This window comes from Rhodovulum iodosum (genome assembly GCF_041020385.1).
Taxonomy (GTDB): domain Bacteria; phylum Pseudomonadota; class Alphaproteobacteria; order Rhodobacterales; family Rhodobacteraceae; genus Rhodovulum; species Rhodovulum iodosum.
On the sequence record NZ_JBEHHI010000001.1, the window covers coordinates 1,377,527 to 1,401,872 of the forward strand.

The window sequence follows — 24,346 nt, forward strand, 5'->3', positions numbered from 1 at the left end:
CGCCCGCGCAGGCGCCGGGGTTTAATCCCCCAGCCGCCGGTTGCGCATCGCGATCAGGCGCAGGCGCAGGGCGTTGAGCTTGATGAAGCCCTGGGCGTCCTTCTGGTCGTAGGCGCCCGCGTCGTCCTCGAAGGTGACGTGCTCCTCGGAATAAAGCGAATGGTCCGACCAGCGGCCGACGGTGCGGACCGAGCCCTTGTAAAGCTTCAGCCGGACGGTGCCGGTGACGTGTTGCTGGCTCTTGTCGATCAGCGCCTGCAGCATCTCGCGCTCGGGGCTGAACCAGAAGCCGTTGTAGATCAGCTCGGCATAGCGCGGCATGATCTCGTCCTTCAGATGCGCCGCGCCGCGGTCGAGCGTGATCTGCTCGATCCCCCGGTGCGCCTCCAGCAGGATCGTCCCGCCGGGCGTTTCGTAGATGCCGCGCGATTTCATGCCCACGAAACGGCCCTCGACCAGATCGAGCCGCCCGATGCCGTGCTTGCCCCCCAGCTCGTTCAGACGCGTCAGGATCGTGGCCGGCGACATCGCCTCGCCACCGATCGCCACCGCGTCGCCCTTTTCAAAGCCTATCTCGATGAACTCCGGCTCGTTCGGCGCATCTTCGGGGTGCACGGTACGCTGATAGACGTAGTCGGGCGCCTCGACGGCGGGGTCTTCCAGCACCTTGCCCTCGGACGAGGTGTGCAAGAGGTTCGCATCGACCGAAAACGGCGCCTCGCCGCGCTTGTCCTTGGCGATGGGGATCTGGTTCTTTTCGGCGAAGTCGATCAGCTTGGTCCGGCTCGTCAGGTCCCATTCGCGCCAGGGCGCGATGACCTTGATATCGGGGTTCAGCGCGTAGGCGGCCAGTTCGAACCGCACCTGGTCGTTGCCCTTGCCGGTGGCGCCGTGGGCGACGGCATCGGCGCCGGTTTCGGCGGCGATCTCGATCAGGCGTTTCGAGATCAGCGGCCGCGCGATCGAGGTGCCCAGCAGGTAGAGCCCTTCATAAAGCGCATTTGCCCGGAACATCGGGAAGACGAAGTCGCGCACGAATTCCTCGCGCAGATCCTCGACGTAGATTTCCTTGACGCCCATCAGCTCGGCCTTGGCGCGCGCCGGTTCCAGCTCTTCTCCCTGGCCGAGATCGGCGGTAAAGCTCACCACCTCGCAGCCATATTCCGTCTGCAGCCACTTCAGGATGATCGAGGTGTCGAGGCCGCCGGAATAGGCGAGGACGACTTTCTTGGGCGCGGACATGGCGAACTCCATCAGGGGCGGATGACGGGCGGCGGATAGCGGGTTTTACCGGCAAGGGCAAGCAGCGCCCCGCTTGCGCCCCGGCGCGGTTCAGGCCATTGCTGCACGCATGAGCGCCTTTTCCGACAAAGCCCGCGCCGCCGAACTGGCGATGCGCAGCGTTTTCCCGCCGACGCCCCTGCAACGCAACGAGCATCTCTCGGCGCGCTACGGCGCCGATATCCGGCTCAAGCGCGAGGATCTCAGCCCCGTGCGATCCTACAAGATCCGCGGCGCGTTCAACGCGATGCGAAAGCTTTTGGCGGAAAAACCGGGCCAAGAGGTCTTCGTCGCGGCGAGCGCGGGCAACCACGCCCAGGGGGTGGCCTATGTCTGCCGGCATTTCGACGTGCAGGGGGTGATCTTCATGCCCGTCACGACGCCGCAGCAGAAAATCGACAAGACACGCATATTCGGCGCCGAGAATGTCGAGATCCGCCTGACAGGCGACTATTTCGACGACACGCTGGCCTCGGCACAGGCCTATTGCGCCGAGGTCGGCGCGCATTTCCTGGCCCCCTTCGACGACGAGGACGTGATCGAGGGGCAGGCCTCGGTCGCGGTCGAGTTGCTGGATGCGCTGGACGAGGCGCCCGATCTGGTGATCCTGCCGGTGGGCGGCGGCGGGCTGGCGGCGGGCGTTGTCTCTTACATGCGCGAGGCCGCGCCGCAGACCCGGTTCCGTTTCGTCGAGCCGGCGGGCGGCGCGTCGCTGACCGCGGCCGTCGCCGCGGGCGCGCCGGCGGTACTGAAAAAGGTCGATACCTTCGTCGATGGCGCCGCGGTGGCGCGGATCGGCGCGCGGACCTTCGCCCGTCTGGCGGGCATCGCACCCGAACACGTTCTGGCCGCCCCGGAGGATCGCATCTGCACGACGATCCTCGAAATGCTCAATGTCGAGGGCATCGTGCTGGAGCCCGCGGGCGCGCTGGCCGTCGACGTTCTGCCCGAACTCGCCGACGAGATCGCCGGCAAATCGGTGGTCTGCATCACCTCGGGCGGCAATTTCGATTTCGAGCGGCTGCCGGAAGTCAAGGAACGCGCCCAGCGTTATTCCGGGGTGAAGAAGTATTTCATCCTGCGCCTGCCCCAAAGGCCCGGCGCCCTGCGCGATTTCCTCGACCTGCTGGGGCCCGACGACGATATCGCCCGGTTCGAGTATCTCAAGAAATCGGCGCGAAATTTCGGATCGGTCCTGATCGGGATCGAGACTAGGGACGCCGCCAATTTCGCCGCACTCTTCGCCCGGCTCGACAAGGCCGGCATGGTCTACCAGGACATCACCAACGACCGGCTGTTCGGCGAGTTCGTGATCTAGGCGGCGTGGCGGCTGTCGGCGAGTCCGTCGAGAAATGACTGTTTCGAGTTGCGGTAGGCGTCGATCAGGGGCGCCAGGGCCACGCTGTCGGCGCCTGTCCGGCGCAATTGCCGCTCGGCTGCGCGGCAGACGTCGCAGAACGCCTCGAACCCCAGGTTGACCGCCGAGCCGCGGATGAAATGCAGATCGTCAGCCAGCGTGGCGGCAGCCGGGGCGATGACCAGCCGGGCGATCACCCCGTCGACCTCTTCGAGGAAGAGGCTCACCACCTCTTCGAACGCGTCTTCACCGACCTCGTCGCGCAGGTCCGCCACCTGTTTCCAGTCGATCATCCAAGCCTCCTGTCGATCGCCCCCCAGCGCCCGGTCAGGATAGAGCTGCGGGCTTAACGCCCGGTGTGCGGCAACGGGTTCACCGCGCGTTAAGCGGCCCGGCCTATTGCGGACCCACAGAACAGCCGGACCTCCCGTGAGCCCAGACCAGCGCCCTGCCATGCCCCTGCCAGACCCGGCCCCGCCCGGGCGCGACGTGCTGCTCGTCGATGACAGCCGGATGCAGCGTCGGATCTTGCGCGCGTCGCTGGAACGTTGGGGGTTTCGCGTGGCCGAGGCCGGCGAAGGCGAAGAGGCGCTGGAGATCTGCCGCAGCCGAAGCATCGACATCGTGATCAGCGACTGGATGATGCCCGGCATGTCGGGGCTTGAGTTCTGCCAGGCGTTCCGGCGGCTTCCGCGGGCGGGATACGGCTATTTCATCCTGCTGACCTCGAAATCGGAGACCGGCGAGGTGGTGCACGGCCTGGAGGGCGGCGCTGACGACTTCCTGACCAAGCCGGTCAATGCCAGCGAGTTGCGCGCGCGGCTGAGCGCGGGTGAGCGGATCCTCGGGATGGAGCGCGAGCTGACCGAGAAGAACCGCCTGCTCGGCGCTGCGTTTTCCGAGATCAGCACGCTTTACGACGCGCTCAACCGCGATCTTCAGCAGGCCCGCAAGCTGCAGCAATCGCTGGTGCCGGCGCCGGTGCAGCGGATCGCGGGCTCGCAGGTGTCGCTGATGCTGCGGCCCAGCGGGCATGTCGGCGGCGACCTTGTCGGGGCCTTTGCGGCCGGCGCGGGGCATCTTTGCCTGTTCTGCATCGACGTGTCGGGCCACGGTGTCACCTCGGCGCTGATGACCGCGCGGCTGGCCGGGCTGTTGTCGGAGGGGGCGCCGGAGCGCAACATCGCGCTTGTGCCCGACGGTCGCGGCGGCCACGGCCCCCGTCCGCCCGCCGCGGTGGCCGCGGCGCTGAACCAGCTCTTGCTGCAAGAGATCGAGAGCGACACTTACCTCACGCTTCTGCTGGCGGTGGTCGACCTGGGAAGCGGGGCGGTCGCCTTCGTGCAGGCCGGGCATCCGCACCCGGCCATCCACCGCGCCGATGGCCGGGTCGAGATGATCGGGGCGGGCGGCCTGCCGGTCGGCCTGATCGAGGGCGCGTCCTTCGAGGACGCGCAGGCGCAGCTTGCCCCGGGCGACCGGTTGCTGATCGTGTCGGACGGGGTGACCGAATGCGCCGATGCCAGCGGCCGGCAGCTTTCGGAGGACGGGCTGGCGCGGCTGATGGACCAGGCGGGCCGGTCTGGCGGGCCGGCCTATCTCGACACGATGCTGGAGGGGTTGCGCGACCACGCGGAGGGGGCAGACCTGTCCGATGACGTCTCGGCGGTGCTGTTCGAATATCGCGCTCGCGGTGACGGGGTCAATTGACCGGCTATGCGGGGTGCCGGCAGGGCGCGCGGGCCCCGAGCGGCCGGGGGCGCCGCCCCCGGACCCCCGGGATATTTCCGGCCAGAAGAAGCAAGAGCGGCGCGCGTGCCGGGATGCGGGGGCGGCGCGCCGACGACCGGAAAACCGACCCTAGCCGCGCAGCAGGCGCGAGACGAAATGCCGGTCGCCCGCGTTGCCCAGCCGCGCCGCGGCCTCGTCCGCGGGCATCCACAGCGCGGTATGGCCCGGCTCGCTGGGCGGGCCGTAGCGGCGAACGGGCTGGCCCAGGTAGATATGACAGAGCTTTTCGGCCCAAAGGTCGTATTCGGGCATGTAGGTGAAGCGGCGAAACGCGCCGAGGCGGCGCGCAACGCGGATGCGCCAGCCGGTTTCCTCGAACACCTCGCGGTGCAGCGCGGTGAGCGGCGATTCGCCCGGGTCGATCCCGCCGCCGGGCAACTGGTACTCGGGCACCGGCCGGGCCTGGTGGGTCAGCAGCAGCGACGCCCCCCGCGCCAGTACCGCGTAAGCCCCGGGGCGCAGGCGGTAGCGCACGCCCGGCTTTACCGGCTCGCCGAATCTGCGGATCATCGGTTGCCTCTTTGTGCTCTGGTTGCCGGCTCTATATAAGCCGGGTATGCCAAGCGCTACGGCACAAGGAAACCCCATGTCACTCGGATCGCAGATCGCTTGGGACGATACCGTCCTGCCCTTCCAGCTTGACCGCAGCGATATTCGCGGCCGTGTCGCGCGGCTGGACGGGGTCCTCGACACCGTGCTGGCGCAGCACGCCTACCCGCGCGAGATCGAGGCGCTGGTGGCCGAGGCCGCGCTCTTGACCGCGCTGATCGGCCAGGCCATCAAGCTGCGCTGGAAGCTGAGCCTCCAGGTGCGCGGCGACGGGCCCGCGCGGCTGATCGCCACCGATTACTACGCGCCGACCGAAGACGGCGCGCCGGCCTGGATCCGCGCCTATGCGAGTTTCGACAAGGACCGGCTGGAGCCGGGCGCCGATCCGTTTTCGCAGATCGGCAAGGGCTATTTCGCGGTGCTGATCGACCAGGGCAGGGACATGCAGCCCTACAAGGGGATCACGCCGCTGGCCGGCGGGTCGCTTTCGGCCTGCGCCGAGACCTATTTCGCACAGTCCGAACAATTGCCCACGCGCTTTGCGCTGAGTTTCGGCAGGGCGATCCTGCCGGGCCAGGGCGAGCGCTGGCGGGCCGGGGGCGTGATGCTGCAACTCATGCCCGAGGCCTCGCCCGCCGGCGCGAGCGATGGCGGGTCGGGCGAAGAGGGTCTGCTGGCGGCCTCAGACATTCTGGACGGCGACGAGGAAGAGAACTGGAGCCGGGCCAACCTGCTGCTCGACACGGTCGAGGACATGGAGCTGGTGGGCCCGCGGGTTCAGCCGACAGACCTGTTGGTGCGGCTGTTCCACGAAGAGCGGCCGCGGGTATTCGACCCGCAGCCGGTGACCTTCGGCTGTACCTGTTCCGAGGCGCGGGTGCGCCAGAGTCTGTCGATCTACTCGGCCAAGGACATCGCCTACATGACCACGGACGAGGGGATCGTCACCGCGGACTGCCAGTTTTGCGGCGCGCATTACGAGCTCGACCCGGCGACGCTGGGCTTCGAGGCCGGGAAAGACCCCGATGACGATGGGGCATGACCCGGCGGTCGCCGCATTGCGCGCGGCGCTGGCCCGGTCGGGCGGCGCCACCTCGGACCATGACCTGAACCCCGATTTCACGCCACCCGCCGGCCGGGTGCTGCGCCCCGCGGCGGTGCTGGTGGCGGTGCGGCCGGGGCCGGACGGGGCGCGGGTTATCCTGACCAAGCGATCCTCGCGGCTCAAGCACCACCCGGGCCAGATCGCCTTTCCCGGCGGCAAGCAGGACGAGGGCGACGCCGGCGCGGTCGATGCCGCGCTGCGCGAGGCGGAGGAAGAGATCGGCCTGCCCCGCGCGGCGGTCGAGGTGCTGGGCACGCTGCCCGCGCATGAAACGGTGACCGGGTTCACCGTGACACCCGTCCTGGGCTATGTCAGAGCCGATTTCCGGTCGGTGCCGGAGCCCGGCGAGGTGGAGGAGGTGTTCGAGGTGCCCTTGGAGCACGTGACCGATCCGGCCTGTTTCACGGTCGAGCGGCGGCGCTGGCGCGGCAGCTGGCGGCGATACTACACAGTGCCGTATGGGCCCTATTACATCTGGGGGGCGACGGCGCGCATCCTGCGTGCGCTGGCCGACCGGGTGGCGCCGTGAGCCGGATATCGGGCGACTGGATTGCGGCGGGCCATACCCAGGCCGTGTGCGCGATGCTGACCGGGGCGGGTCACCAGGCGCTGTTCGTGGGCGGCTGCGTGCGCAACGCGCTGTTGGGCGTGCCGGTGACGGATATCGACATCGCCACCGATGCGCGGCCCGAACGGGTGATGGAACTGGCCGGGGCGGCGGGGCTGAAGTCGGTGCCCACCGGCATCGACCATGGCACCGTGACCGTGGTGGCCGAGCACCTGCCCCACGAGGTCACGACGTTTCGCCGCGATGTAGAGACATTTGGCCGGCACGCGGTGGTGGCCTATGCGGACACGGCCGAGGAAGACGCGCACAGGCGCGATTTCACGATGAACGCGCTTTACGCGACGCCCGAGGGCGTGCTGGTCGATCCGCTGGGCGGCCTGCCCGACCTGCACGCGCGGCGGGTGCGGTTCATCGACGATGCCGAGGCGCGCATCCGCGAGGATTACTTGCGCATCCTGCGGTTTTTCCGGTTCCACGCCTGGTACGGCGATGCCGAGGCCGGGCTCGACGCAGACGGGCTGGCCGCCTGCGCCGCGCATTCGGCCGGGCTAGAGACGCTTTCGCGCGAACGGGTCGGCGCCGAGCTGAAGAAGCTGCTTGGCGCGCCCGACCCGTCGCAAAGCGTGGCCGCGATGGGGCAGTCCGGCGTTCTGGCCCATGCCCTGGCCGGCGCCGAGGCGCGGCTGGTGCCGGTTCTGGTCCATCTCGAGGCCGGCTGGGGCGCGGCGCCCGACCCGATCCGCCGGCTGGCGGCGCTGGGTGGCGAGGACGTCGCCGAGCGACTGCGCCTCAGCAAGGCCGAGGCGCGGCACCTGGATCGGATCAAACGGGGGCTTGCCGGCGGCGAGGGCCCCGCCGCGCTGGGCTATCGGTATGGCGAGACCGCGGCGCGCGACGCGGTGCTGTTACGCGCCGCAGCGCTTTCGGCGCCCATAGCGGACGGCGCGAAGGACGACATCGCCAGGGGGGCGGCCGCGCGCTTTCCCGTGTGTGCCGCCGATCTGATGCCCGCGCTGGAGGGTCCCGCCCTTGGCGCCAGGCTGAAAGAACTGGAATCGCGCTGGATCGCCTCGGGTTTCACCCTCACCAAGGCCGAGCTTCTGGCCTAGCCGCGGCGGCGGCACGGTTTCCCAACACGCCGAATAGGGCTATATCCCCCGCCAGAGACAGCGCGCAGGCCCGCCCATGTTCCGATTCTTCGAAGGCCTCGTCGATCCCTATACGCCGTATCCGGAGACCGACACGCCGCCCCAGCGGCTCTGGCCGTTCCTGATGAGCTATGCCCGCCCGTTCCGGCGGGTTTTCGTGCTGACCGCGCTTGTCGCGGTTCTGGTGGCCGCGGTCGAGATCGGGCTGATCTACTACATGGGCCGGGTTGTGGACCTGTTGTCGAGCACGGGCCCGGAGGACGTCTGGTCGCGCCACGGGACCGAGCTGATCGGGATTGCGCTGTTCATCCTGATCCTGCGGCCGGCGCTGCAATGGCTGGACGTGGCCTTGCTGAACAACGCCATCATGCCGAATTTCGGCACGCTGATCCGCTGGCGGTCGCACGCGCAGGTGCTGCGCCAGTCGGTCGGCTGGTTCGAGAACGATTTCGCCGGCCGCATCGCCAACCGCATCATGCAGACGCCCCCGGCGGCGGGCGAGGCGATCTTCCAGGTCTTCGACGCGATCACTTTTGCCATGGCCTACGCGGTGGGCGCGGTGATCCTGTTGACCGAGGCCGACGCGCGGCTGGCGTTGCCGCTGCTGATCTGGCTTTTGCTTTACGGGCTGCTGGTGCGCTGGACGATGAAGCGGGTCGGCCCCGCGTCAAAGGCCGCGTCGGACGCGCGCAGCGAGGTGACCGGGCGGGTGGTGGACGCCTATACCAACATCCATTCGGTCAAGCTGTTCGCGCATCACGACCGGGAGCTCGACTATGCGAAAGAGGCGATCGAACGGGCACGGCAGACCTTTGCCGTCGAGATGCGCATCTTTACCAAGATGGACGTGGCGCTGACGGCGCTGAACGGGTTTCTGATCGTCGCGGTCGTCGGCTGGGCCGTGGCGCTGTGGATGCAGGGCGGCGCCAGCGTGGGCGTGGTCGCGGCGGCCACGGCGCTGACGCTGAGGCTGAACGCCATGACCGGCTGGATCATGTGGGCGATGTCGAGCTTTTTCCGCTCGCTCGGGGTCGTGTCGGAGGGGATGGAGACCATCGCCCAGCCGATCTCGCTGGTCGACCGTCCCGGCGCCGTGCCGCTGGAACTGACCGAGGCGAAGATCGAATTGCAGGGCCTGTCGCACCATTACGGGCGCGGCAGCGGCGGTCTGGACGGCATCGACCTGACCATCGCCCCCGGCGAGAAGGTCGGGCTGGTGGGCCGCTCGGGGGCCGGGAAATCGACCCTCGTCAAGCTTTTGCTGCGGTTTTACGACGCCGAGGGCGGGCGGATCCTCATCGACGGGCAGGACATCACGGGCGTGACCCAGGAAAGCCTGCGCCGCCACATCGCCATGGTCAGCCAGGAGGCCAGCCTCTTGCACCGCTCGGTGCGCGAAAACATCCTGTACGCCCGGCCCGAGGCCGGCGAGGGCGCCATGGTCGAGGCGGCAAAACGCGCCGAGGCGCACGAGTTCATCCTCGATCTGCAAGACCCCGAGGGGCGGCAGGGCTATGACGCGCAGGTGGGCGAACGGGGGGTCAAGCTGTCGGGCGGGCAGCGCCAGCGGGTCGCGCTGGCCCGCGCCATCCTGAAGGATGCGCCGATCCTGGTGCTGGACGAGGCGACCTCGGCGCTCGATTCCGAGGTCGAGGCGACCATCCAGGAAACGCTTTACGGCGTCATGGAGGGCAAGACCGTGATCGCCATCGCGCACCGGCTGTCGACCATCGCCCATATGGACCGGATCGTGGTGCTGGACGCCGGACGCATCGTGGAAGAGGGCACCCACGGGGCGCTTTTGGCCAGCAACGGGCTCTATGCACGGTTCTGGGCGCGGCAATCGGGCGGGTTCATCGGCACCGAGGCCGCGGAATGAAGCTGACCGCGCTGATCGACCCGTTCCTGCCCGCCACCGGGGCGCCGCCGCAAAGGCTCTGGCCCTTCACGCGCTGGGCGCTCAAGGGCGCGTGGCGGGCGATCGCGCTGACGCTGGTCATCACCACGCTGGCCGGGGTCACCGAGATGATGACCGCGCGCTTTACCGGCTGGGTGATCGACAGCACGGAGGTGGCGGCAGAAGGCTTCTGGACCGGCTACTGGCCGATCATCTTAGGCGGGATGGCCTTTTTCCTGCTTCTGCGCCCGGTGATCTTTGCCGCCGATTCGGGGGTGACCGCGATCATTCTGGGCCCGCACCTCTTCCCGATGATCCTGAACCGCCTGAACGGGCACGTTCTGGGCCATTCGATGCGCTATTTCGAAAATGATTTCGCCGGGCGGATCAGCCAGAAGTCGATGCAGACGGCGCGGGGCCTGACCGATGTCGTGATCGAGGTCTCAGACGTGGTGGTCTATGCGCTGGCCATGTTCATCAGCGCGCTGGTGCTGATGGCCGCGGTCGACGCGCGGCTGCTGCTGGTCTTCGTTCTTTGGGGCAGTCTTTATGCGGTGGCGCTGTGGTGGTTCATCCCGCGGGTGCAGGCCCGCGCGGCCGCGCGGGCGGGCGCGCGCACGGTGGTGACGGGTCAGATCGTCGATACCCTGTCGAACATCGCCACGGTCAAGCTGTTTGCCCACGATGCGCGAGAGGACAACGCGACCCGCGACGCGCTGGAACGGTTCCGCGTGAAGGCGCTGGAATTCGGCATCGTCTCGGCCCTGTTCCGCTTTGTGCTGACGGCGCTGGGCGGGCTCTTGCCGCTGTTTTCGATCCTGGGGTGCTTTTACCTCTGGACCCTCGGCCAGGCCACCGGGGGCGACATCGCGATGACGGCCATGGTGGCGACGCGCCTGGGCCAGATCACCCAGCGGCTGGGCCGCACCGCGATCGCGATCTTCACCAATATCGGCGAGATCGAGGACGGCGTGGAAACGCTGGCCGTGCCGCACGAGCTGACCGACCGGCCCGGGGCGACGGCCAGGGCCGACGGCCCCGGCGCGGTGCGGTTCGAGAACGTGTCGTTCAGCTATGGCGGCGGGCCGCAGGCGCTGGACGGGTTCGATCTGGCCGTGGCGCCGGGCGAAAAGGTGGCGCTGGTGGGCGCGTCGGGGGCGGGCAAATCGACGGCGATGTCGCTGCTGCTCAGGCTCTATGACGTGGAAGCGGGGCGTATTCTGGTCGACGGCGTCGATATCCGCGACATGACGCAAACCGCCCTGCGCGCCAATATCGCCGTGGTTCGCCAGGAGACGGCGATGTTCAACCGCTCGGCGCGCGACAACATCCTTTACGGCCGGCCCGAGGCCGGCGAGGACGAGATGGTTGCCGCGGCCCGGCGCGCGGAGGCGCATGATTTCATCCTGACGCTGCGCGATCACAAGGGGCGCGAGGGCTATCAGGCATATCTGGGCGAGCGCGGGGTCAAGCTGTCGGGCGGGCAGCGCCAGCGCATCGCGCTGGCCCGCGCCTTTCTGAAGGACGCCCCGATCCTGGTGCTGGACGAGGCGACATCGGCGCTCGATTCCGAGGTCGAGGCGGCGATTCAGACCGCGCTGCATCGGGTGATGGAGGGCAAGACGGTGCTGGCCATCGCCCACCGCCTGTCGACCATCGCGGAGATGGACCGGATCGTGGTGTTGGACGCGGGCCGCATCGTTGAGATGGGCAGCCACGACGCGCTTTTGGCGCAACAGGGTCTTTATGCGCGCTACTGGGCGCGGCAATCGGGCAAGTTCATCCAGTTCGGGGACGCGGCCGAATGAGGTTGACGGTCGAGCGGTTGAGCCTGCGGGGCGAGGGCGTGGCTGGCGACGTGACCGTGCCGCTGGCCTTGCCGGGCGAAGAGGTCGAGGGAGAGGTCGTCGCGGGCCGCATGGCCGCGCCGCGCATCGTGACGCCCGTCGCCGCCCGCGTGCGCCCGCCCTGCCGCCACTACAAACGCTGCGGCGGGTGCGCGCTGCAACACGCGGGTGACGAGTTCGTTGCCGGGTGGAAGCGGCAGGTGGTGGAACGCGCCTTGGCGGGGCAGGGGCTGACCGCCGAGGTGCGGCTGGCGCATGTCTCGCCCCCCGCGGCGCGGCGGCGTGCGGTGCTGGCCGGCCGGCGGCTGAAGAAAGGCGTGCTGGTCGGGTTTCACGCCCGCGCGTCGGATACGATCGTGCCGATCCCCGATTGCCGCCTGCTGCATCCCGACCTGATGGCCTGCCTGCCCGCGCTGGAGGACATCACCGCGCTGAGCGCCACGCGCAAGGGCACGCTGGCGCTGACCGTCACGCGCAGCGGCGACGGGGCGGATGTGGCCGTGGCCGGCGGGCGTGCGGGCGACGGGCCGCTCTTTGCCCGGCTCGCCGACCTGGCGGCCCGGCACGACCTGGCGCGGCTGGCCTGGGACGGCGAGGTGGTGGTGGAACGCCGTGCGCCGGAGCAGCGGTTCGGCGCGGCGCGTGTGGTGCCACCGCCCGGCGCCTTTCTGCAGGCCACCGAGGACGGTGAGGCGGCGCTGCGCGCCGCGGTCGAGGCCGCGCTGGGCGGCGCGCAGCGCATCGCCGACCTCTTTGCGGGTCTGGGCACCTTTTCGCTGCCGCTGGCCCGGCGGGCCGAGGTGCACGCGGTCGAGGGCGACCGCGCCATGCTGGCCGCGCTCGACCGGGGATGGCGGCAGGCCGAGGGCCTCAAGCGGGTGACGACCGAGACCCGCGACCTCTTCCGCAACCCGCTGATGCCCGACGAGCTGGCCCGGTTCGACGCCGCCGTGATCGATCCGCCGCGCGCGGGTGCCCAGGCGCAGACCCGCCAGATCGCGGCCTCGGGCGTCACCCGCCTTGCGGCGGTGTCATGCAACCCGGTCAGCTTTGCGCGCGATGCACGGGCGCTGGTCGATGCGGGCTATCGCATGGGGGCCGTGGCGGTGGTCGACCAGTTCCGCTGGTCGGCCCATGTCGAACTTGCCACAGCATTCGATAAATAGTGCCCGGCTTTCGTTAAGCCGCTGTAATTTTTCGCCTGATTTGCTATAAGCGCCAAAAAAAAGGCGAGGCAGCAAGATGATTTCGCGGAGAGGCGCGGTCCTGTCCGGAGCGGCTTTTATGGTCGCGGGCGGATCTTCGAAATTCAAGGTCTACGATGGCCCCCCGGTGACGCGGGTCATCGTGAGCAAGAGCCAGCGCAAGCTTTTCCTGATGCACGGCGAAAAGGTGCTTCGCTGGTTTCGCGTCGGGCTGGGCTTCGTGCCGGAGGGCGACAAGCTGCATGCCGGCGACGGGCGCACGCCGGAGGGGCGCTACTGGATCGACCGGCGCAACCCCAACAGCAACTTTCACCTATCGCTCGGCATCTCCTACCCCAATGCCCGCGACATCGCCGAGGCGCGCGCGCTGGGAAAAGAACCGGGCGGCGACATCTTTATCCACGGGCGGGCCGGGCGGAATCGCGGCAAGGGCCGCGACTGGACATATGGGTGTATCGCCGTGAATGACCGGTCGATGGAGGCGATCTATGCCATGGTCGAAACGGGCACCGAGATTTACATATTGCCCTGAGCGATCGTGGGCAGGCCGGTGATCAGCGCCCACCAGATCAGCCCGTTGGGCTCTTGATAAAAGCCGAATCCCATATCCTGTGCGTTGGGTTCGAGCAGCGCATCGCGCTTTGCCGGGTCTTCCATCCAGGCGGCGAGCGTGTCGAGTTCGGTCTCATAGGTCTGCGAGACAAGCTCTGTTCCCAAACGGCCCGCATAGCCGGCGCGCGCCACGCGATCATAAGGCGACGACCCGTCAGAGCCGAAGGGCCACGCCCGGCCTTGTGCCGACATGTCGCGCGAATGCGCGAGCGCGGCGGCATTGAGCCGCGAATCGAGCCTCAGCGGCGTCAAGCCGCGTGCCGAGCGCAAGGCGTTGACGCTGTCGAGCATGCGGTACTGAACAGTCGCGGCGTCCCGCTCGCTCAGCTTGTAGGCCCTTGGCAGCGGTTTGCCGGTGGCATCCATCCGGGGCGGGGGCGCATCGCACCCGGCCAGAACCAGCGCCAGAAATAGGGCAGAGATCGTGAATGCCTTCATCGTCAAACACCTTTTCGCGGATTCCAGAACGTCTAGCGCGAAGTTGGAAGCAGTTCAAACGCTCAACATGGGCGCGCGCCGTCTTGACGGGAGTTTGAATTGCGGCACCGCCGGAATGCCAGTAAACCTTGCAACAAAAATTAGGCAGCTGGGAATTGTAGGGAACCATGACGAAAACAGACGAAGCAAAGGTAGGTCGCCGTGCCTTTATCGGCGGGACGGGCGCGGCGCTGGCCGGGCTTGCGGCGCCCGCGATCTGGGCGCAGGGGACCGACCCGTTCGGGCCCGAGCCGGTCGAGACGACTCGGCGCAACACGGCCATCTTCCGGGGCCACGATTGGCGCCCGTTTTTCGCCGATCTGAAAAACGGCGCCATCTTGGTGGATACCGAATCGCGCGCGTTGCATTTCTGGGCAGAGGATCAGACGACGATGAAGGTCTACCCGACCTCGGTGCCGCTGTCCGAAGATCTCACCCGCCGCGGGCGCACCAAGGTGGTGCGCAAGGTGGAGGGCCCCGATTGGCGCCCGACCCCCGCGATGAAAGAGCGTAACCCCGAGTGGCCCGATTATGTCGGCCCCGGTCCCGACAACCCCTTGGGCACGCACGCGCTTTATCTGAGCTGGACCTATTACCGCATTCACGGCACCCACGATACGCGCAAGATAGGCCGGAAGTCGTCGAACGGCTGTATCGGCCTCTATAACGAGCACATTGCAGAGCTTTTCGCGATGACCAAGGTCGGCACACAGGTGTTGCTGATCTGACCCGGTTGCCCGCAACACGCATATCGGCCTGTTGCGCGCTGTTTTTCTTGCGCTAATTCTAGGTTGCACGATACCATCTTCGTGTACTTTGGTGGCGATGCTGCCTTAACGGAGGTTGAAATGAAGAAAGTTGCTCTTGCGGCCGTTCTGGCCGCTGCTGCCAGCACCGCCTATGCCGGTGGCTACAGCGAACCCGTTGTCGAACCCGAGGTGATCGTCGAGGACACCACCTCTTCGGCCGGCGGTATCCTGGTGCCGCTCATGGCGTTGATCATGTTCGCCGCGGCCGCCAGCTCGAGCTGAACCGCAGACGCTCTGACAATTAGAAAGGCGGTGGTCACCCACCGCCTTTTCTATTGCACCACTATCAGCGGAATGGCTGTCTCAGCGCAGCCAGCCCTTTAGATTCTCGCTGATCACTTCGGCCAGGGCCTCGACATGGGCGCCGTCGTCGTTGAGGCAGGGAATGTAGGTGAACTTCTCGCCCCCCGCCTCTTCAAAGCTTTCGCGGATTTCCTCGTTGATCTCTTCCAGCGTCTCGATGCAATCGGCCGAAAAGGCCGGCGCGATGACGGCGATCTTCCTTTTGCCCTGCTCGGCGAGGCGGGCGACCTCTTCCACGGTGTAGGGCTTCAGCCATTCCTCGGGGCCGAAGCGCGACTGGAAGGTGGTGGTGATCTTATCGTCGTCCCAGCCCAATTCTTCCTTCAGCAGCCGCGTCGTTTTCTGGCATTGGCAGTGATAGGGATCGCCCTCGGTCAGGTATCGCTGCGGCACGCCGTGGTACGAACAGACCAGGATGTCGGGCTTTTCCTCCATCTCGTCATAGGCGCGGGTGACCGATCCGGCGAGCGCCTTGATATAGCTCGGGCGGTCGAAATAGGCGGGCACGGTCCGCACCGGCGGTTGCCATTTCTCGTCCATCAGGGCGCGGAAAAACTGGTCGTTGGCGGTGGCGGTGGTGGCGCCGGCATATTGCGGGTACAGCGGGAAGAAAACGATCTTGCGGCACCCCTTTTCGGCGAGTTCGCGCACTTTCGACCGCGTTGAGGGGGTGCCGTAGCGCATGCAGAAATCGACGACGACATCGTCGCCATAGGTTTTTTCCAGCTCGGCGCGGATCTTGGCCGTCTGCGACTTGGTGATCGTCATCAGCGGGCTTTCCCCCGCCTCGTGGTTCCAGATCGACTTGTACGCCTCGCCCGAAGAGAACGGCCGCTTGGTCAGGATGATAAGCTGCAAGAGCGGCTGCCAGACCCAGGGCGAATAGTCGATCACCCGTTTGTCCGAAAGAAACTCGTTGAGATACCGCCGCATCGACCAGTAATCGTAATTGTCCGGTGTCCCGAGATTGGCCAGCAGCACACCCACCTTGGCCGGCAGGATCTTGGGATGGTCCGACGGCGCGTGTAACGGGCGGGTCGCCTCTGCCCGCGCGCTGACGGGCTGTGCGTCGGTCGCCTTCGAATCAAACATCATGGCGTGTCCAGTTTCTTCTTCTTCGCGCATATTGGCTGTCCCGTGGGGAAATAAAGGGTTTTCGGCGATCGTCAATCGCGCGGTGGTCCGGCATCGCCAGATGTGCGGTGTTCTTCGGTGTCCAGGGCGTCGGCCAGGCGGCGCGCGGCGCTGCCGGGGCGCAGCGGGCGCGGCTGGCTGGCGGCGGGCGCCCAGCCCGTCAGGAAAATCATCTCGAAGGTGGCGGGGATGCGCCCGTCGGGCGCGGCGAATCGTTCGGAATAGGTCCGCGCCATCGCGTCGAACAGGGCACGGGGGGCGGGGCGGCGGTGCCGCCCGGCCAGCGCGTTGCCCTCGCCCATGGCGCGCAGATCGCGCATCAGGTGAAACGGGGTTTCGTAGCTGACGGTATGGGGCAGGCTGTCGGCCACCGGCAGCGCCAGGCCTGCACGCTGCAACAGCGCGCCGAGATCGCGGATCTCGCCCATCGGTGCGACGCGCGGCGACAGCCCGCCCGCGACGGCGACCTCGGCTTCGGCCAGTGCGGCGCGCAACTCCTGGATGGTCCGCCCGCCGAAAAGCACGCCCAGAAATAACCCGTCTGGGGCGAGTGCCCTGCGGCATTGCACCAGTTGGCCCACCGGGTCATTCGCCCAATGCAGGCAAAGCGCGTGCACGACCAGATCATGCGCGCCCGGGTCGAGCGCCAGGAGTTCGGTGTCTTGCACGTGGCGCGCACCGGGCAGCAGACCGCCCCAGACCTCGGGAAAGGGCGAGACCACGGCGGGGGCGCTAAAGGTTCTGTTAACCTCTTCCAGCCTCTCCTGAATCTCGGCGGCCGCGAGGTCGTGCAGGAACAGCGCCGGCGCGCCGCCGCGGCTGGCCCGGGCGCGCTGACGGCAGAGCGCGGTGCGGTCGGTCAGGTCGGGCGGGGTCATCTGCTCTCCTGTTGATGGGGTCTATTTAGGGAACCTGGGCCGGTGATGCAAAGCGTGTTGCGCCTGATCTACCCGCCGCGATGCCTGGCCTGCGGGGATCGCGTGGAAAGCGATTTCGGGTTGTGCATGGCCTGCTGGGCCGCAACGCCGTTCATCTCGGGCCTCGTCTGCGATGCTTGCGGAACGCCCTTGCCAGGTACCGCCGATCCGGGCGCGCCGGTTTACTGCGACGATTGCCTGGCCCGGCCCCGGCCCTGGGCGCGGGGCCGGGCGGCGCTGATCTATCGAGACACGGCGCGCAAGATGGTGCTTGCGCTGAAACATGGCGACCGGACGGATCTTGCCGCCCCCGCCGCCGGCTGGATGTTGCAGGCCGGCGCGCCGCTTTTGCGGCCGGGACTGTTGATAGCGCCGGTGCCGCTGCACCGCTACAGGTTGATCCGGCGGCGCTATAACCAGGCGGCGCTGCTGGCGCGCGCGCTGGCGCGGCGCGGCGCGCTCGACCACTGTCCCGACCTGTTGATCCGCCGCCGCCCCACCCCGGTCCAAGAGGGTCTGGGTGCCGAGGCGCGGTTCGCCAATATCGACGGGGCCATCGCGCTGCACCCCCGGCGCCGCGCGCTTGCCCCCGGGCGCGAGGTTCTGATCGTCGACGACGTGATGACCTCGGGCGCGACGCTGTCGGCCTGCGCCGAGGCCTGCCTGGCCGCCGGGGCGACCGAAGTTTCGGTCTTGGTGCTGGCGCGCGTCGTCCGGGGTGACTAAATGCGGTGAGAAACCGAACCGAAAGGAGCCCGCATAGATGCAGACGATCGAAATCTACACCTCGCCCTTTTGCGGCTTTTGCCATGCCGCCAAGCGTCTTTTGAACGACAAGGGCGTGAGTTACTCGGAGATCGACGTGGCCATGGAGCCGGAGAAGCGGCAAGAGATGATGAGCCGCGCCCACGGTCGGCACACGGTTCCGCAAATCTTCATCGGCCCGACCCATGTGGGCGGCTGCGACGAGCTTTACGCGCTGGACCGCAGCGGCAAGCTAGACCCGCTGTTGGCTGGCTGAGCGATGCGCGCGGCGCTGGTCCAATTGTCGTCCAGCGACGATCCGGCGGCAAACCTGCCGGTGACGCGCGCGGCCGTGCGCGCCGCCGCCGAAGCCGGCGCCGGTTTCGTGCTGACCCCGGAAGTGACCAATTGCGTCTCCGCCAGCCGGCGACGGCAGAAAGAGGTGCTGCGGCCCGAGGCCGAAGACCCGACCCTGGCCGCGCTGCGGCACGATGCCGCAGAGCTGGGGATATGGCTGTTGATCGGTTCGCTGGCGCTGAAGACCGACGACCCCGACGGCCGCTTTGCCAACCGATCTTTCCTGGTGAATCCGAATGGAACGGTCAGCGCCCGCTACGACAAGATCCACATGTTCGATGTGGATATCTCCGAGACGGAGCGGTTCCGCGAATCCGATGGCTACCGGCCGGGCACCCGCGCCGCGCTGGCCCAAACGCCCTTTGCGGCGCTGGGGCTGAGCATCTGCTACGACATCCGCTTTCCCGCGCTTTACCGGGCGCTTGCCCAGGCCGGGGCCGAAGTGCTGAGCGTGCCCTCGGCGTTCGCGCCCACCACCGGGGCGGCCCATTGGCAGACGCTGCTGCGCGCCCGCGCGATCGAGACGGGGTGCTACGTGCTGGCGCCGGCCCAGTGCGGCACCCATGCGGCGGCTGAGGGCAAGCCGCGGCAGACCCATGGCCACAGCCTGGCCGTGGCACCCTGGGGCGAGGTTCTGGCCGATGGCGGTACGTCGCCGGGCATTACGTATGTCGAGCTCGACATGGCAGAGGTGGAAAAGGCCCGCGCGCGTGTGCCATCCTTGCGCCATGACCGAGAGTTCGACCCGCCCCAGTTCGATAAACCCCGGTGACTGACCGTGACGACACATTAGCCGTCTCGCTGTTCAGCGAGATCTTCATGGCCGACCAGCTGGCGCGCAACCGCTTGTCCAAGGTCTTGCCCAAGGGCATGGAGCTGAGCCATTTCTCGGTGCTCAACCACCTCGCGCAAATCAACGAGGAACGCAGCCCGGCGCAGCTTGCGCAGGTGTTCCACGTCACGCGCGGGGCGATGACAAACACGCTGAACCGGCTGGAATGGGCCGGGCATGTGCATATCCGCCCCGACTGGGACGATGCCCGGCGCAAGATGGTCTCGATCAGCCCGTCGGGCCGAAAGGCGCGCGAGGCCGCGCTTCAGGCCATTGCGCCGGTGCTGGCCGGGGCGGTGGCCGATATCGGGCCCGAAAGGCTGCGCGCGGCGCTGCCGGCGCTGAGGCTCTTGCGGCAAAAGCTGGAGGGCGATCCGTAGCGATACGCCGAACGCGGCGTGCTGGCGCGGGTCGGGTCGCGCCATGCTGCGCGGGTGTTGCCCGGCCCGCATCGCAGGCCAATGCAAAGCCTTCGTCGCCTGGGTGCCGCCGCTAGCCCCGGTTCACCGCCGCGGTGACGTAGTTCACGCTGAGGTCGCGATCGGACAGCGACCAGTCCCAGGTCAGCGGGTTGAAGGTAAAGCCCTTGCGGTCGACAGGGGTCATGCCGGCCTGTTCGATCAGCGCATAAAGCTCGTCCGGCGTGATGAACTTGTTGAATTCGTGGGTGCCCTTGGGCAGCCAGCGCATCACGTATTCGGCCCCGAAGATCGCCATGACAAAGCTTTTCGGGTTGCGATTGATCGTCGAGCAGAGGTGCAGCCCGCCGGGCTTCAATAGCGCCTTGCACGCCCTGAGATAGGTCAGCGGGTCGGCCACGTGTTCGACCACCTCCATGTTCAGCACCACGTCGAATTGTTCCCCCGCGGCGGCCAGCGCCTCGGCGGTGGTGTGGCGGTAATCGATTTCCAGCCCCGACTGCTCTGCATGGATGCGGGCCACGGGGATGTTGCGTTCGGCGGCGTCCGCGCCGGTCACATCGGCCCCCAGCCGCGCCATCGGTTCCGACAGAAGCCCCCCGCCACAGCCGATATCCAGAAGCCGCAGCCCCTCGAACGGCTGCTGCGCGGAGAGGTCGCGGTCGAACTCTGCGGCGATCTGGCCGGTGATGTAATCCAGCCGGCACGGGTTGAGCATATGCAAGGGCTTGAACTTGCCGTTCGGGTCCCACCATTCGGCGGCCATGGCTTCGAATTTGGCAACCTCTGCGGGATCGACGGTGGTCTCTGCGGCTTGCATCGGGCGCTCCGTTCCTGTTGTCTTGTCACACACCCCCTGACGGGTGGCCTCGGGGAGTTATATAGGCCGGTTATGGACAAATCCGCAGGCCAAAAGCGCGCATCGCAGTTTCTTTATCCGCCGGTCGATCCCTTTGACCAGCGCATGCTGGACGTGGGCGATGGCCATAAAATCTATGTCGAGCAATGCGGCAACCCCGGCGGCCTGCCGGTCGTCGTTCTGCATGGCGGGCCGGGCGGCGGGTGCAGCCCCGCGATGCGGCGCTATTTCGACCCGGCCGAATACCGCGTGATCCTGTTCGATCAGCGCGGCTGCGGCCGTTCGCGGCCCCATGCCAGCGTGGCCCACAACACGACATGGCACCTGGTGCGCGACATCGAGAAGATTCGGGCAAGCTTTGGTATCGACCGCTGGGTGGTCTTCGGCGGCAGCTGGGGCGCGACGCTGGCACTGATCTACGCCCAGACCCACCCCGACCGCGCGGCCTATCTGATCCTGCGCGGCGTGTTCCTGATGACCCAGGCCGAGCTTGCCTGGTTTTACGGCGGCGGGGCGGGTCAGTTCTGGCCCGATCTATGGGCGCGTTTTGCCGATCTCGTGCCCGACGACGAGCGGGACGACATGATCGCCGCCTATCACCGGCGTCTTTTCTCGGGCGATCTGATGCTGGAAACGCGCTACGCCCGCGCCTGGGCGGCGTGGGAAAACGCACTGGCCTCGATCAACAACGAGGGCCCCGCCGGCGAGGCGCCCGCCGACTACGCGCGCGCCTTCGCGCGGCTTGAGAACCACTATTTCCGGAATGCGGGGTTTTTGGAGCGCGACGGCCAGATCCTGCATGACGTGCCGATAATCGCCGACATTCCGGCCACCATCGTGCAGGGCCGCTACGACATGGTCTGCCCGCCCGCCTCGGCCTGGGCGTTGGCCGAACGCTGGCGCCGGGCCGATCTGCGGATCGTTCCGCTGGCCGGCCACGCCCTGTCGGAACCCGGCATCAGCGCCGAACTGGTGCGCGCCACCCGTTCTGTCCAGCGCCAGGCGTCGGGATTGGGGCTGTGAATGCCGCGGCCGCGCCGCGCGCGGCGCGGTTCTGGGACAGGCTGGCGGAGCGCTACGCGAAAATGCCCCTGCGCGACCCCGAGGGCTATGAGCGCAGGCTCGCAATGACCCGCGCGCATCTTTCGCCCGACGCAACGGTGCTGGAGGTCGGCTGCGGCACCGGCACCACGGCGCTCAACCACGCGCCCCATGCGGGCAATATCCGCGCGGTGGATTTTTCCGGCAAGATGATCGAGATCGCCTGCCCCAAGGCCGCCGAGGCGGGCGTCGAAAACGTCGATTTCCAGCAATGCAGCGTTGAGGACCTGGGCGCCGCGCCCGAGAGTTTCGACATGGTGATGGCGCACAGCCTGCTGCACCTGCTGCCCGACCGGCGCGCTGCGCTGGCCCGCTTTCACGCCCTGCTGAAACCCGGCGGCACGTTCGTTTCGTCCACCTATTGCATTGCCGGTGCGCCGCCGCATGTCCGCGCCTTGCTGCGGGTGGCCGGTCTGGCGGGCGTGCTGCCGCGAATGACCTTCCTGGAGGCCGGCGCGCTCAAGGCCGAACTTGCCGATGCCGGATTCGAGATCGAGGAAGACTGGCATCCGGGGCCGCTGAAGCCGCTGTTCATCGTGGCACGAAAGCTCAATAGATAGTGATGTCGGCAAGGATAATTCAGACGAAAAGCATCAACGGGATGAGGAAGAGAAGCCCGACAACAACGGTAATAGGGCCAAAAATCCACTTTGGCATGAATTGCATTAGACGCTGCCAGTCTTCGAACCAACGGCGATTACTAATATTCGTGAAGCCCGTCATATCACCGACCGCTAAAACGAATATGAAAATGATTGCGAGAGATTCGAGTGGATGACCGGCAATCAATTTGGTGGTGTTGATGATTAAAGGGGATGGCTGAACTTTTGCGATATCATTTTTATCCGCAAACCTGCTAAGCAACGTGAAAGACAATATTAACGAGAAGAAACCGAAAAATATTGTAAGAAATAGCGACGTTCCATTTGAGCGCTGACCTTGTTGAATGTTAATACTCTCTCGCGCAACAGAAAGTGAAGAGCACAAGTTTTCAACTTGATAATCATTCGGCAGTTCCCCTATTTCATTCTTATAGGCAGCTGCCACGCTTTTGAATGAGGATGCATAAGAAAGGACACCGGCTGCATTGACAATATTATCAACGTTTCTTACTCTCTTGAATCTAATTACTGAGCGAAACAAATCAAAAAATATTCGAGCAGCAGCTTCCTTATTTTTTTCATGAATAACTATTATGGTGTCCGTTGAAGGGTCATGATGTTGATGTTCATGTGATATGTCTCTAATGAAGAAAAACGCCTGTTCAACGTAGTCGCGCGTATCTTTGTCGTTTGGAAAGCGCCCGCCCGGCGCTTCTCGAGGAGATCTTGGCGTGAGGCTTATTAAGCCATCCCTAATAAGGGAAAAATCTACCAGTACTGGGCAGACGCCGCGAAGACGATCTTCTAGAGATTCTGTTAAACATTCGATACCAGCGGATTGCTCGATTTCTCTCTTCAATCGAACCGCGTTCTCAAGGCTTACAATGTCATTGAGAATTTCCCTTTTCACAATAACTCCCGTTCTTGAAGCAAGAATCGGATAAATGGTTCCTCTCAGATAGTCTAGTTCGGTCCCCTGCGACTTGATACGTTGCGCGTGGCATACAAAAAAGTGCCTGCCGGTTGTCCAGCCCCGAAAGAAAAGAAAAGAAAATATGCCAAATACAAGGTTCCTCACACGGTTCATTCTTCCGAGAAAGGGAAACGTGAAGTCATCGCAATACCGTTCTTGAAAAAAGACTGCGCGCTCCCCGCCGTCCAAATCCGATACGCGAACACAACGTTGCGGCCAAGAAGTTTGTCCAATTATGGAAAAAGAAAGGCGCCCAGATACCGTGGGAACCCATGCCACGAATGTTGATCCAAGCATTCAAAAAACTCAATAGTGCGTTTCTCGAATTGACTCTCTGTTTATTTTTGATTGCTTTCGATACTCAATAGTTCCGTCTCGCATAATCGAGTAAGAAATGCCGCAGTTTCCCCTCAAACTTCCATCAACATAAGGGCCTCGAATATCTCCAACCATTGATCGAAAGGGACCCTTCGTCGCTCTCCTGTTAAGCTCATAGGCTCCAGATGAGCCGAGCATCACGCGGAGTGCCCCAACAATGAAGCCTATCCCGAGCACTGTTGCCACTATAACAAACGTAATGGAGAGTACATCATGTAGCATACTTGACCTCCTGAACAACAACCTATAGATTCTTTCTCCTTCATCGGCGAATCGGTTGTCAAGGGTTTCGTGTGTCGTGCTAGCGATTACGCTCTGTTGAGTCTAGTTTGTCACGTTGAGCGCTCGGCGCGTTGGTTTTTCTTGCGCCGGGGCGCGGTTTTGCCTATATCCCCCTCAACAGCGGCGGTTCGGCCTCCACCCCCGAGCCTCCACCGGTTTTTTATGAACGGGCCGCGCGCCCGTTTTTTCGTGCTGGGACATCCCATGAGCGACCTCATCGCCAAGACTGCCATCGACCGGCGCCTGGCCGAGATCCTGACCCCCGTGATCGAGGGTATGGGGTACGAGTTGGTGCGAATCCGGCTGATGGGCGGCAAGACCAAGACCTTGCAGATCATGGCCGAGCGCGCCGAGGGTGGCATCGAGGTGGACGATTGCGCCGAGATTTCGACCGCCGTGTCGGCCGTGCTGGACGTGGAAGACCCGATCGAGGATGCCTATACGCTGGAGGTCTCTTCCCCCGGCATCGACCGTCCGCTGACCCGGCTGAAGGATTTCGAAACCTGGGAGGGCCACGAGGCCAAGCTGGAAACCGTCGACCTGATCGACGGGCGCCGGCGCTTCAAGGGCATTCTGGGCGGGGTCGAGGACGGCGAGGTCCTGATCGAGATCGAGGGGCCGGCCGGCGAGGCGATCACCATCGGCCTGAACTATGAATGGCTGTCGGACGCCAAGTTGGTGCTGACCGACGAACTGATCCGCCAGATGCTGCGCGAGCGCAAGGCCGCGGGCATCGTGGACGACACTGAATTCGACGATATCGAGACGGACGACGGCACCGTCCCCCAGGAGGAGTGAG

Annotated in this window: 26 protein-coding genes; 18 read left to right on the top strand and 8 right to left on the bottom strand. The window is 65.9% G+C overall.

Annotated features, from left to right (window positions below; all coding sequences use genetic code 11):
* Nucleotides 1-21 precede the first annotated feature (21 nt).
* The gene (locus tag Ga0609869_RS06775) at nt 22-1,242 is read right to left on the bottom strand and encodes an argininosuccinate synthase (protein WP_125408353.1); all 1,221 of its coding nucleotides are present in this window, start codon (nt 1,240-1,242) and stop codon (nt 22-24) included.
* A 109-nt stretch (nt 1,243-1,351) separates the two neighbouring features.
* Between Ga0609869_RS06775 and ilvA the strand changes: the two genes are divergently transcribed.
* Nucleotides 1,352-2,599: a threonine ammonia-lyase IlvA gene (ilvA, locus tag Ga0609869_RS06780; RefSeq protein ID WP_125408354.1), complete on the top strand. Its 1,248-nt coding sequence runs from the start codon at nt 1,352-1,354 to the stop codon at nt 2,597-2,599.
* Here ilvA and Ga0609869_RS06785 read toward each other — a convergent pair.
* A complete protein-coding gene (locus Ga0609869_RS06785; RefSeq protein ID WP_125408355.1) occupies nt 2,596-2,931 on the bottom strand; it encodes an Hpt domain-containing protein in 336 nt (111 codons plus the stop codon). The two genes, ilvA and Ga0609869_RS06785, sit on opposite strands and share 4 nt — an antisense overlap.
* A 160-nt stretch (nt 2,932-3,091) precedes the next feature.
* On the opposite strand from Ga0609869_RS06785, the gene Ga0609869_RS06790 reads away from it, so the two are divergent.
* Nucleotides 3,092-4,348 carry a PP2C family protein-serine/threonine phosphatase gene (locus Ga0609869_RS06790; RefSeq protein ID WP_125408356.1) on the top strand — a complete coding sequence of 419 codons (1,257 nt, stop codon included), beginning with the start codon at nt 3,092-3,094 and terminating at the stop codon, nt 4,346-4,348.
* Between the two features lie 150 nt (nt 4,349-4,498).
* On the opposite strand, the gene Ga0609869_RS06795 is transcribed toward Ga0609869_RS06790, so the two are convergent.
* Nucleotides 4,499-4,939: an NUDIX hydrolase gene (locus tag Ga0609869_RS06795; RefSeq protein WP_125408357.1), complete on the bottom strand. Its 441-nt coding sequence runs from the start codon at nt 4,937-4,939 to the stop codon at nt 4,499-4,501.
* Between the two features lie 76 nt (nt 4,940-5,015).
* On the opposite strand from Ga0609869_RS06795, the gene hslO reads away from it, so the two are divergent.
* The 7 genes from hslO to Ga0609869_RS06830 all read left to right on the top strand — a co-directional run bounded on the left by hslO (nt 5,016) and on the right by Ga0609869_RS06830 (nt 13,280).
* Complete coding sequence (gene hslO, locus Ga0609869_RS06800; protein WP_125408358.1) at nt 5,016-6,020, top strand: Hsp33 family molecular chaperone HslO; 1,005 nt, start codon at nt 5,016-5,018, stop codon at nt 6,018-6,020.
* Entirely contained in the window at nt 6,010-6,612 is a 603-nt protein-coding gene (locus Ga0609869_RS06805; RefSeq protein ID WP_125408728.1) for a CoA pyrophosphatase, read from the top strand. The genes hslO and Ga0609869_RS06805 overlap by 11 nt, the downstream gene beginning before the upstream one ends.
* Nucleotides 6,613-6,665: 53 nt before the next feature.
* Nucleotides 6,666-7,760: a CCA tRNA nucleotidyltransferase gene (locus Ga0609869_RS06810; protein WP_125408729.1), complete on the top strand. Its 1,095-nt coding sequence runs from the start codon at nt 6,666-6,668 to the stop codon at nt 7,758-7,760.
* Between the two features lie 76 nt (nt 7,761-7,836).
* The gene (locus Ga0609869_RS06815; RefSeq protein ID WP_125408359.1) at nt 7,837-9,678 is read left to right on the top strand and encodes an ABC transporter ATP-binding protein; all 1,842 of its coding nucleotides are present in this window, start codon (nt 7,837-7,839) and stop codon (nt 9,676-9,678) included.
* Entirely contained in the window at nt 9,675-11,504 is a 1,830-nt protein-coding gene (locus Ga0609869_RS06820; RefSeq protein WP_125408360.1) for an ABC transporter ATP-binding protein, read from the top strand. Before Ga0609869_RS06815 ends, Ga0609869_RS06820 begins: the two co-directional genes overlap by 4 nt.
* Nucleotides 11,501-12,709 carry a class I SAM-dependent RNA methyltransferase gene (locus Ga0609869_RS06825; RefSeq protein ID WP_125408361.1) on the top strand — a complete coding sequence of 403 codons (1,209 nt, stop codon included), beginning with the start codon at nt 11,501-11,503 and terminating at the stop codon, nt 12,707-12,709. The genes Ga0609869_RS06820 and Ga0609869_RS06825 overlap by 4 nt, the downstream gene beginning before the upstream one ends.
* 118 nt (nt 12,710-12,827) lie before the next feature.
* Nucleotides 12,828-13,280, top strand: coding sequence for a L,D-transpeptidase family protein (locus tag Ga0609869_RS06830; RefSeq protein WP_369022842.1), 453 nt, complete (start codon nt 12,828-12,830; stop codon nt 13,278-13,280).
* Here the strand turns inward: Ga0609869_RS06830 and dalA are convergent.
* Complete coding sequence (gene dalA / locus Ga0609869_RS06835) at nt 13,265-13,798, bottom strand: divisome-associated lipoprotein DalA (protein WP_125408363.1); 534 nt, start codon at nt 13,796-13,798, stop codon at nt 13,265-13,267. The two genes, Ga0609869_RS06830 and dalA, sit on opposite strands and share 16 nt — an antisense overlap.
* Before the next feature lie 167 nt (nt 13,799-13,965).
* Between dalA and Ga0609869_RS06840 the strand changes: the two genes are divergently transcribed.
* Together Ga0609869_RS06840 and Ga0609869_RS06845 are read left to right on the top strand one after the other, a co-directional pair.
* Nucleotides 13,966-14,565: a L,D-transpeptidase gene (locus Ga0609869_RS06840; protein ID WP_125408364.1), complete on the top strand. Its 600-nt coding sequence runs from the start codon at nt 13,966-13,968 to the stop codon at nt 14,563-14,565.
* Nucleotides 14,566-14,685: 120 nt separating this feature from the next.
* On the top strand, nt 14,686-14,868 hold the full coding sequence (locus Ga0609869_RS06845; protein WP_125408365.1) for a hypothetical protein: 183 nt from the start codon (nt 14,686-14,688) through the stop codon (nt 14,866-14,868).
* An 81-nt stretch (nt 14,869-14,949) separates the two neighbouring features.
* Here Ga0609869_RS06845 and hemH read toward each other — a convergent pair whose 3' ends face one another.
* Together hemH and Ga0609869_RS06855 are read right to left on the bottom strand one after the other, a co-directional pair.
* Nucleotides 14,950-16,041 carry a ferrochelatase gene (gene hemH, locus Ga0609869_RS06850; protein WP_125408730.1) on the bottom strand — a complete coding sequence of 364 codons (1,092 nt, stop codon included), beginning with the start codon at nt 16,039-16,041 and terminating at the stop codon, nt 14,950-14,952.
* 74 nt (nt 16,042-16,115) lie between these two features.
* A complete protein-coding gene (locus tag Ga0609869_RS06855; RefSeq protein ID WP_125408366.1) occupies nt 16,116-16,961 on the bottom strand; it encodes a methyltransferase domain-containing protein in 846 nt (281 codons plus the stop codon).
* 45 nt (nt 16,962-17,006) lie between these two features.
* Here Ga0609869_RS06855 and Ga0609869_RS06860 point away from each other — a divergent pair, with 45 nt between their 5' ends.
* From Ga0609869_RS06860 to Ga0609869_RS06875, 4 genes are read left to right on the top strand one after another with little or no spacing between them, the layout of a single operon-like run.
* Nucleotides 17,007-17,726: a ComF family protein gene (locus tag Ga0609869_RS06860; protein ID WP_125408367.1), complete on the top strand. Its 720-nt coding sequence runs from the start codon at nt 17,007-17,009 to the stop codon at nt 17,724-17,726.
* Nucleotides 17,727-17,763: 37 nt separating this feature from the next.
* The gene (gene grxC, locus Ga0609869_RS06865; RefSeq protein WP_125408368.1) at nt 17,764-18,021 is read left to right on the top strand and encodes a glutaredoxin 3; all 258 of its coding nucleotides are present in this window, start codon (nt 17,764-17,766) and stop codon (nt 18,019-18,021) included.
* 3 nt (nt 18,022-18,024) lie between these two features.
* Complete coding sequence (locus tag Ga0609869_RS06870) at nt 18,025-18,873, top strand: carbon-nitrogen hydrolase family protein (protein ID WP_125408369.1); 849 nt, start codon at nt 18,025-18,027, stop codon at nt 18,871-18,873.
* Between the two features lie 47 nt (nt 18,874-18,920).
* On the top strand, nt 18,921-19,313 hold the full coding sequence (locus tag Ga0609869_RS06875) for a MarR family winged helix-turn-helix transcriptional regulator (protein ID WP_125408731.1): 393 nt from the start codon (nt 18,921-18,923) through the stop codon (nt 19,311-19,313).
* A 112-nt stretch (nt 19,314-19,425) separates the two neighbouring features.
* Here the strand turns inward: Ga0609869_RS06875 and ubiG are convergent, their stop codons facing one another.
* On the bottom strand, nt 19,426-20,172 hold the full coding sequence (gene ubiG, locus Ga0609869_RS06880; RefSeq protein WP_125408370.1) for a bifunctional 2-polyprenyl-6-hydroxyphenol methylase/3-demethylubiquinol 3-O-methyltransferase UbiG: 747 nt from the start codon (nt 20,170-20,172) through the stop codon (nt 19,426-19,428).
* A gap of 72 nt (nt 20,173-20,244) precedes the next feature.
* Here ubiG and pip point away from each other — a divergent pair, with 72 nt between their 5' ends.
* Both pip and Ga0609869_RS06890 read left to right on the top strand, forming a co-directional pair.
* Nucleotides 20,245-21,234: a prolyl aminopeptidase gene (gene pip, locus Ga0609869_RS06885; RefSeq protein WP_125408371.1), complete on the top strand. Its 990-nt coding sequence runs from the start codon at nt 20,245-20,247 to the stop codon at nt 21,232-21,234.
* Nucleotides 21,231-21,872, top strand: a complete 642-nt coding sequence (locus tag Ga0609869_RS06890) for a class I SAM-dependent methyltransferase (protein ID WP_125408372.1) — start codon at nt 21,231-21,233, stop codon at nt 21,870-21,872. The genes pip and Ga0609869_RS06890 overlap by 4 nt, the downstream gene beginning before the upstream one ends.
* Nucleotides 21,873-21,891: 19 nt before the next feature.
* Here Ga0609869_RS06890 and Ga0609869_RS06895 read toward each other — a convergent pair whose 3' ends face one another.
* A complete protein-coding gene (locus Ga0609869_RS06895) occupies nt 21,892-23,166 on the bottom strand; it encodes a hypothetical protein (protein ID WP_148102874.1) in 1,275 nt (424 codons plus the stop codon).
* A 585-nt stretch (nt 23,167-23,751) separates the two neighbouring features.
* Here Ga0609869_RS06895 and rimP point away from each other — a divergent pair.
* Nucleotides 23,752-24,345 (top strand): ribosome maturation factor RimP, encoded by a 594-nt coding sequence (gene rimP / locus Ga0609869_RS06900; protein WP_125408374.1) that lies wholly within the window; start codon nt 23,752-23,754, stop codon nt 24,343-24,345.
* Nucleotide 24,346: the final 1 nt, after the last annotated feature.

Bases quoted from the DNA above. Each gene is read 5' to 3' on its own strand.
- Ga0609869_RS06775 (WP_125408353.1), bottom strand. From the start codon at position 1,242: ATGTCCGCGCCCAAGAAAGTCGTCCTCGCCTATTCCGGCGGCCTCGAC.
- ilvA (WP_125408354.1), top strand. From the start codon at position 1,352: ATGAGCGCCTTTTCCGACAAAGCCCGCGCCGCCGAACTGGCGATGCGC.
- Ga0609869_RS06785 (WP_125408355.1), bottom strand. From the start codon at position 2,931: ATGATCGACTGGAAACAGGTGGCGGACCTGCGCGACGAGGTCGGTGAA.
- Ga0609869_RS06790 (WP_125408356.1), top strand. From the start codon at position 3,092: ATGCCCCTGCCAGACCCGGCCCCGCCCGGGCGCGACGTGCTGCTCGTC.
- Ga0609869_RS06795 (WP_125408357.1), bottom strand. From the start codon at position 4,939: ATGATCCGCAGATTCGGCGAGCCGGTAAAGCCGGGCGTGCGCTACCGC.
- hslO (WP_125408358.1), top strand. From the start codon at position 5,016: ATGTCACTCGGATCGCAGATCGCTTGGGACGATACCGTCCTGCCCTTC.
- Ga0609869_RS06805 (WP_125408728.1), top strand. From the start codon at position 6,010: ATGGGGCATGACCCGGCGGTCGCCGCATTGCGCGCGGCGCTGGCCCGG.
- Ga0609869_RS06810 (WP_125408729.1), top strand. From the start codon at position 6,666: ATGCTGACCGGGGCGGGTCACCAGGCGCTGTTCGTGGGCGGCTGCGTG.
- Ga0609869_RS06815 (WP_125408359.1), top strand. From the start codon at position 7,837: ATGTTCCGATTCTTCGAAGGCCTCGTCGATCCCTATACGCCGTATCCG.
- Ga0609869_RS06820 (WP_125408360.1), top strand. From the start codon at position 9,675: ATGAAGCTGACCGCGCTGATCGACCCGTTCCTGCCCGCCACCGGGGCG.
- Ga0609869_RS06825 (WP_125408361.1), top strand. From the start codon at position 11,501: ATGAGGTTGACGGTCGAGCGGTTGAGCCTGCGGGGCGAGGGCGTGGCT.
- Ga0609869_RS06830 (WP_369022842.1), top strand. From the start codon at position 12,828: ATGGTCGCGGGCGGATCTTCGAAATTCAAGGTCTACGATGGCCCCCCG.
- dalA (WP_125408363.1), bottom strand. From the start codon at position 13,798: ATGAAGGCATTCACGATCTCTGCCCTATTTCTGGCGCTGGTTCTGGCC.
- Ga0609869_RS06840 (WP_125408364.1), top strand. From the start codon at position 13,966: ATGACGAAAACAGACGAAGCAAAGGTAGGTCGCCGTGCCTTTATCGGC.
- Ga0609869_RS06845 (WP_125408365.1), top strand. From the start codon at position 14,686: ATGAAGAAAGTTGCTCTTGCGGCCGTTCTGGCCGCTGCTGCCAGCACC.
- hemH (WP_125408730.1), bottom strand. From the start codon at position 16,041: ATGTTTGATTCGAAGGCGACCGACGCACAGCCCGTCAGCGCGCGGGCA.
- Ga0609869_RS06855 (WP_125408366.1), bottom strand. From the start codon at position 16,961: ATGACCCCGCCCGACCTGACCGACCGCACCGCGCTCTGCCGTCAGCGC.
- Ga0609869_RS06860 (WP_125408367.1), top strand. From the start codon at position 17,007: ATGCAAAGCGTGTTGCGCCTGATCTACCCGCCGCGATGCCTGGCCTGC.
- grxC (WP_125408368.1), top strand. From the start codon at position 17,764: ATGCAGACGATCGAAATCTACACCTCGCCCTTTTGCGGCTTTTGCCAT.
- Ga0609869_RS06870 (WP_125408369.1), top strand. From the start codon at position 18,025: ATGCGCGCGGCGCTGGTCCAATTGTCGTCCAGCGACGATCCGGCGGCA.
- Ga0609869_RS06875 (WP_125408731.1), top strand. From the start codon at position 18,921: ATGGCCGACCAGCTGGCGCGCAACCGCTTGTCCAAGGTCTTGCCCAAG.
- ubiG (WP_125408370.1), bottom strand. From the start codon at position 20,172: ATGCAAGCCGCAGAGACCACCGTCGATCCCGCAGAGGTTGCCAAATTC.
- pip (WP_125408371.1), top strand. From the start codon at position 20,245: ATGGACAAATCCGCAGGCCAAAAGCGCGCATCGCAGTTTCTTTATCCG.
- rimP (WP_125408374.1), top strand. From the start codon at position 23,752: ATGAGCGACCTCATCGCCAAGACTGCCATCGACCGGCGCCTGGCCGAG.